This is a genomic window from Diaphorobacter sp. J5-51 (assembly GCF_001023515.1).
Lineage (GTDB): Bacteria > Pseudomonadota > Gammaproteobacteria > Burkholderiales > Burkholderiaceae_C > Diaphorobacter > Diaphorobacter nitroreducens.
In genome coordinates this window covers 21,242-27,348 of record NZ_JSYI01000099.1, presented here as the reverse complement: position 1 = coordinate 27,348, position 6,107 = coordinate 21,242, and the positions used below count along the sequence as shown (strand labels likewise).

Here is a 6,107-nt window from a genome sequence, read left to right as displayed (position 1 = left end):
GGGGGGGGGATCACCAGGGCGGTACTGTTTCCCATTTTTTTGAGCGCGACTTCCATCGAACAACTCCTGTTGAACATCGTTGTACGAAGTGTGCCGTGCGCATTTGGCGATGTCAAACAATGTATGACAGCACCTGTACTACCAAATTTCAGCAGGTAGGACAACAAGCCTTCAGCACGCTAAAGCTCCGCAACCAACTTGAGCGCGTCCGCGAGACTGAAGGCACCCTCCAGCGCATTGTTCTCGAACACCATCATGTAACAGTAGCGGTAGCCCGTTTGATGGCTGAGCTGGTTGGCCTCGCTTTCCCAGGTCTTGCCCAGCTTTAGCTTGTCCTTGGAGTCGGAGTTGTCGCGGTCATCGCCCTTGGCTTCGATCACGATAATGTTCTTGTTCTCGGTGAGCGCGATGAAGTCCGGGTAATGGTTGATGAAGCCGTTGAGGACGAATCCCTTGCCACGCTCCAGATTGCGATGCCACCAGACGATGTTGTCCAGGCCTGCAACGCCACGGATCACGGCGGACTCCAGCCCATTGATCCCCGCTTCGGTGACATATAGGCTCTTGCTGATGGCGGGCGCGTTGTCGCTGGGAGCGATGGTCTCGGCAAACGAGAACTCCGGCTGCAGCCTCACTTTTTGCGTGGTCAGCCAGTCGTTGAATTCCCTGGCCGCATGCCCGCTGGCCAGGCCCTGAATCTTCTTCTTGATGAGCTTCACATAGGCGTAGTCGCGCTCCAGGCAGTCACTGCGCTGATCGGCACTCATGGCCTCCACGATCCGTTTCAGGTAGGCGCGGACATCGGGGTCATCGATGGGATAGAAGGCGTTCTTGCCCAGCAACGAGAACAGCCGATCCACGATCGAGCGCAGCTGACCTGCAGGCGTTTGCCCCTTGATGGCCTGGTTGAACTTGTCCTTCTCGGCCTTCTTGATGGCCTTGAATTGCACGGCGCTTTGGCCGTTGCCGATCTCCTCGGAGTCCACCTTGTACACGTCGGCTTCCACGGCCGCGAAGTTCATCGTGGCATCCAGATTGGCCAACACGAAGCCCGACAGCAGGTTGTCCTTGGACAGCGGTAACCACTCGGCGCTGCTGTCGAAGAACCCCCCATTGGTCTGCACCTTGAGGAAAAACTGGGGCAGGGCGATGGCCTTGGCCGATGCTTCGAACATGGGCTTCATCCGGTGCTGGTTCATGTGCTCGCTCAGTTCCTCGGGGCAAGTTTCACCCATGGCACGCTCTGCTTGGGCGTTGAATTGCTGGGCATCGGCCAACGCTTGGGCCTTGATGCGCTCCACGGCGCCTGTGGCATCTGGCGCAGTGACAGGCTCCGCAGCCGCTTGACCGCTGTCGTTGGCCAACACCGTGGAGTCTTGCGCTGCTGCCAGGGCATGGGCTTCCCAGTCGGCATCCAGTCTGCCGCCATCGAGTGCCAGGAACGCGCTGGTGTCCTCGCCCGCATCGCCCGCCGTGGGTGCTTGCAGCAAATCGGCCTGGCTGGCTTGCGCCGCTGGCGCTTGAGCATCTTCGTCCTGAGTCAGATCCACCTGACGATAGGAACGGTCGGAGAACCCGGCCCGGTTCAGGCCCGCGACCACCAGGTTCAGCGTCTCCTGAAAATTGCTCGATGAGGTGAAGACGTAGCTCAGGTTCAGGAACTCCGCCTTGTGCTTGCGCACGTAGGGCATGCGCAGCACGCGGCCCAGGATCTGCGTCACATCCACCACGGAGGACTTGTTGGCAAGTGTGGCCAGCACGTAGGCGAATGGGCAATCCCAACCTTCCTTGAGCGCGTTCACCGTGATGATGTAGCGCACCGGGCAGTCGCGGCTCATCAGATCCAGGCCCTTGAGTTCGTTGATGCTGGCCGTCTTGATGGCGATGTGTTCGGCCGGGATGTTCAGGCCCAGCAGTGTTTGCTTCACCTTGTCGAACGTCGTCGTGTCATCCTTGTTCCTGGGTTCGGCCTGGAACAAAACGATAGGGCGGATGTACGGCCCGCCAGCGGCCTCGGCCTTTTGCGCAAAGGCTTCCAGCTGGCGGCGCATGTTGAGCGCGGCCATGATCACGTCCTCCTGGCTGCGCTGGTTGGCCACGATGACGGGCAGCTTCACCATGTCCATCTTCTTGAGCCGCAGCGCATCCACGTAGCTGATGATGTTGCTGTTGTCGCGTGGCGTGGCCGTCAGATCCAGAATGAAGCCGGGGTTGAGGTTGCGCAGCATGTCCACGGACAACTGGCTTTCCGCGTTGTGGCTCTCGTCCACCACCACCACGGGATGCAGGCTGCGGATCACGTTGATGAGTGCGGATTTGTCGTACTCGGGCAGCAGCACCCCTTCATCGGTGGGGGCCTGTAGGAAAGAGGCGAGGTAGCCGTTCTCCTGGTAGGCCTTGCGGTTTTCCTTGTTCGTAGCCTTGAGCGAGTCGAACGACATCACGACCAGTGACAGCTGCCCACGTACCGTGTCGGCATTAAAGTCCGCGCCCTGCAGCACGTCGGCCTTCTCGTACACCTGCACGCGGCCGTTGAACAACTCGTTCAGACGCTGGCGGTAGGGGTGCTCGATGTTGGACAGGTTCTTGACGGTCTGCTCAAGGATGGTCAGCGACGGCACCAGCCAGACCACGAACCTGGGCTTGCTGGGGTTGTATTCGTCGAGCGCGCCGAAGATGCGCTCGATGGCGTTGACGGCGATGAAGGTCTTCCCGCCCGCCGTGGGCACCTTCACGCACACATGAGGCACGCCCTGCACGTTGTTCTTGTAGGTCTGCTGGAGCACGCCGTGCTCCTGCCAAAACCGTCTGAAGGCCTGGCCCATGTTGCCGCCGCAGTCGATCAGGGTCTGCAGGTAGTTGCCCAGGTCGCGCAACACTTCACGTTGGTAGTCGTTGAGTTCCATGCGGGGCCTCAGAATTTGGTGATGTCACGCGGGATGCGCTTGAAGGTGATCCCGTGCTTGAAGAGGAAATCCGCATCAAGCGCGCATTTGTCGGCGTAGACGATGAACTGCTCGGGCCTGGTGTTGCCCGCCGCCAGGTGGGCCTTGAGGTTCAGGCTGCCCAGGAAATCCATGTCCAGGGAGGTGACCTGGCCGCGCTCGTAGCGGAACAGCCACATGGCGGTGTCGCTTGCGCCCAGGGCGTAGCGGCTCACGGGGTTGTCGGTGCCCCAGCGGTGTTCAGGCCGAATGCCTTCGGTGTAGGCCACATAGTCACGGATTGCCGCCTCGCCGACCTCCTCATTGAGGTTCTGGTCTTCGTCAAACAGGCAGGGGCCAATGGTGTAGAAGTCGAAGCCGCCACCAGTCCCCGGCACGGCCTTGGCGCCCTCGCCGTAGCCGTTCATGACGCGGCGCACGCGCTCGGCGGTGATGGTTTCGGCGTAGTCCATCATTTCGCAGAGGATGAAGCGGCGCGTGCCGCCGTCATCCAAGTTGGCGGCGAGTGTGGCATGTGCGGTGGATCCCGAGCCTCCGAAGGAATCGAGGACGATGGCGTTTTTGGGAGTTACGTACCGGATCAGACGAGCGATCACTTCATGGTCTTTTGGGTTGGCGAAAACTTTCTTGCCTTCGAAGATAGCGCGCAAGGTTTTAACCGATGCCTGCGCCTGTTTGTAGATGTAGGTCGGCATGACCTGTGTCCCTGATAGCTCTTCACCATCCTCGTCGTCCAAACCCTCCTCTTGCGCGTCCTCTGCCTCCGGCGCTATGAACGTATCCAGTTCTGCGGGAGACGGGATAAGGTGGGCTTTTCGGATGGGTGGATCATTGTGGTCGGCCCGAAACACCACCAGATCTAAATCTATCTGGCGCTGCATTTCTTTCGGGTCTGCATAAATCCAGCCTCGCTCAGGGACTTTGCACGGCAACCTGGTTGTGGGATGCATCACGTCGTATCGTGGCCCGCCACCACCGGGCCACGAGATATCTCTATCTCGCCAAGGCCCGAATTTGTCAACATGGCGGTAGCGACTGAGTTTCTTGGATGGGTGTGACTTGCCTAAGCCCTTGAACCATCCCCCCAGACGGACTTCGATCTGCGCGAAATCATCGCCATGAACCAAGCGCAATCGCTTCCATTCATCAATGATTTCTCTGGCTCCGGGCTTCTCTTCGCGCCACACGGTTTTCGCTGCCTGGATAGCGGCGAGGTTCTTCGCGTAAACCAACACGTATTCATGACCAGAGGAGAATAGCTTCGCATCATTCTTCCTGGTCTTGTCCCAGGTGATTTGCGCGATGAAATTCGTTGCCCCAAAAATCTCGTCCATGACCAGCCGCAATCTATGCACTTCGTTGTCGTCGATGCTGCACAAAAATACCCCGTGGGTGTGCAGAAGGCGATGCAGCAGCTTGAGGCGCGGGTACATCATGCACAGCCACTTGTCATGCTTGGACAGATCTTCTTTGCCAACCGTATTTCCAAGCCACCTGCGGATACGCGGATCATCAACCGAGTCGTTGTAAGTCCAGCTCGTTTTTTTATCGATGTCGTTGCCCGTGTTGTACGGCGGATCGATATAGATGCAATTCACCCGCCCCTCGAATTCAGGCAACAGGCTCTTGAGCGCTTCAAGGTTGTCGCCGTGGATGATGCGGTTGTCCGTGGAACTGGCGGGCGTGCCTTCATTGGCAGCGAAGCTGTACTGCTTGTCCAACAGCCGGAACGGCACGTCGTGGTGATGGTTGACGACTTTTTCTTTTCCGACCCAGTGAAGTGTTGGCATTGACGGTGCTTTCTTGGTTTCTTGCGTGTTGGTCGAACGCTGGTGCTTGCGCAACTGCACCGCATCAGTTTCGGCGTGCAGCCTTCTCAACAGCCGATCTGCAACGTCGCCTCAGCGCCGTTCATGGGCCGATGGATCGACTCGCCTTCTGCCGCCTGCATCCCGTGCCAGCGAGCGAACCCGCGCGTGCGTTCGTCGTCGGTTGTGGGCTTGCGCGCCAGTTCGTCCTCTGAGCCCTCTTTGGTCACCCGAGACTTGATGAAGCTGGCGATGGCCAGCTCCACGGGATCAGGCTGCGCGAAGTCCTGCACCACCCGCGCGATCTTGCTCACCCAACCCATGGCGAATTCGTCCCCCAGGCCGGTGACCGTGCGCTTGCCGCCAGGCATTTGCGAGATGCCTTGAAGCTTGTCGGCGATCCAGTCTGCGCGTGCCTTCTTGCATTTGCGCGCCAGCACGTCGAAGGTGTAGGCGGCAATCTGCGCCTGGGCCTGGATACCGACGAAGATGTAGGTGCCATCGTTGAGTGGCGCCTTTAGTTTGCGCCGGATCGGAGCGCGCTTGAGCATGAGCTGGCAGCCGAAGGCACGGCCCACCACCGAGGCCAGGGCGCCTTCCCATTGCGCCGCTTTGCTGCGCGCCATGGTGCGGCTCTTGGCCGTAGCCTCGCCAATGTCGGCCATGGAGATCTGTTCGGCCGAAACGCCGTGCGCAGCCATCAGGGCATGGGCCTGGCGCAGAGCGGTTGCGGCTTCGTTGGGGTTGTCCGAGGATGCCAGGGCCAGGCATTTTTTGATCTTGCCGAGGATCTTGGGGTCAAGCGCCATGGTTCATTGCACCAGAGAAAAACTACCGTCAGGATGTATGAACTACTCCACCTGCGGTGTCGTGGTTTTTGATGACCGACATGACGGCGAACTGATCCAGTCGCTCCACGGGGGTTTCGCAAAGGCGCTCGATCCCCATGCCCTTCGCTATCTCGCTGAAAGCGCTTTGCAGGAATGCCTGTCGCTTCTCTTGGGATATGGGTTTCCCAGGCTCGCTGCCGAGTTCCAGGCGGAAACGATGTTGAAGTGCCAATTGCACCATTGGCTCAATGATTTGTTCTTTGTCTTGCATTGGGTTTCCTCCTGCTGTTCCGATTCGCATTTGCCTTGGACTAGGTTTGCGCCAGAAATCGCTTCACCGCATCGGCTGCCGCCTGCAGCGACTGCCGCGCCCCGCCGTAATGGGCATCGGCAAAATGCTGCGACGCCGTGCCGATGGCGTGCCTGACCCTGGCCTGCCAACCGGAGCGGGTGCGGTTGACGTACATCGGCACTTCCAGGGTCTCGCCGTTGACCTCGATGACTTTCGTGGAGCGCGCCATGGT

General features: G+C 59.4%; 5 protein-coding genes. All 5 read right to left on the bottom strand.

All coding sequences use genetic code 11. The annotated features are described in order from the left end of the window. Positions 1-179 precede the first annotated feature (179 nt). Genes OX89_RS13255 through OX89_RS13235 form a run of 5 tightly spaced genes read right to left on the bottom strand, consistent with a single transcriptional unit; the run spans position 180 to position 6,104 of the window. Entirely contained in the window at positions 180-2,906 is a 2,727-nt protein-coding gene (locus OX89_RS13255; protein ID WP_047350961.1) for a DEAD/DEAH box helicase, read from the bottom strand. An 8-nt stretch (positions 2,907-2,914) separates the two neighbouring features. Next, entirely contained in the window at positions 2,915-4,825 is a 1,911-nt protein-coding gene (locus OX89_RS13250; protein ID WP_157497456.1) for a site-specific DNA-methyltransferase, read from the bottom strand. After that, on the bottom strand, positions 4,822-5,562 hold the full coding sequence (locus tag OX89_RS17825; RefSeq protein WP_052952271.1) for a DUF2786 domain-containing protein: 741 nt from the start codon (positions 5,560-5,562) through the stop codon (positions 4,822-4,824). Before OX89_RS17825 ends, OX89_RS13250 begins: the two co-directional genes overlap by 4 nt. 28 nt (positions 5,563-5,590) lie before the next feature. Next, on the bottom strand, positions 5,591-5,854 hold the full coding sequence (locus OX89_RS13240) for a hypothetical protein (protein WP_052952270.1): 264 nt from the start codon (positions 5,852-5,854) through the stop codon (positions 5,591-5,593). Positions 5,855-5,894: 40 nt separating this feature from the next. Further along, the gene (locus tag OX89_RS13235; RefSeq protein ID WP_047350960.1) at positions 5,895-6,104 is read right to left on the bottom strand and encodes a hypothetical protein; all 210 of its coding nucleotides are present in this window, start codon (positions 6,102-6,104) and stop codon (positions 5,895-5,897) included. Positions 6,105-6,107 lie beyond the last annotated feature (3 nt).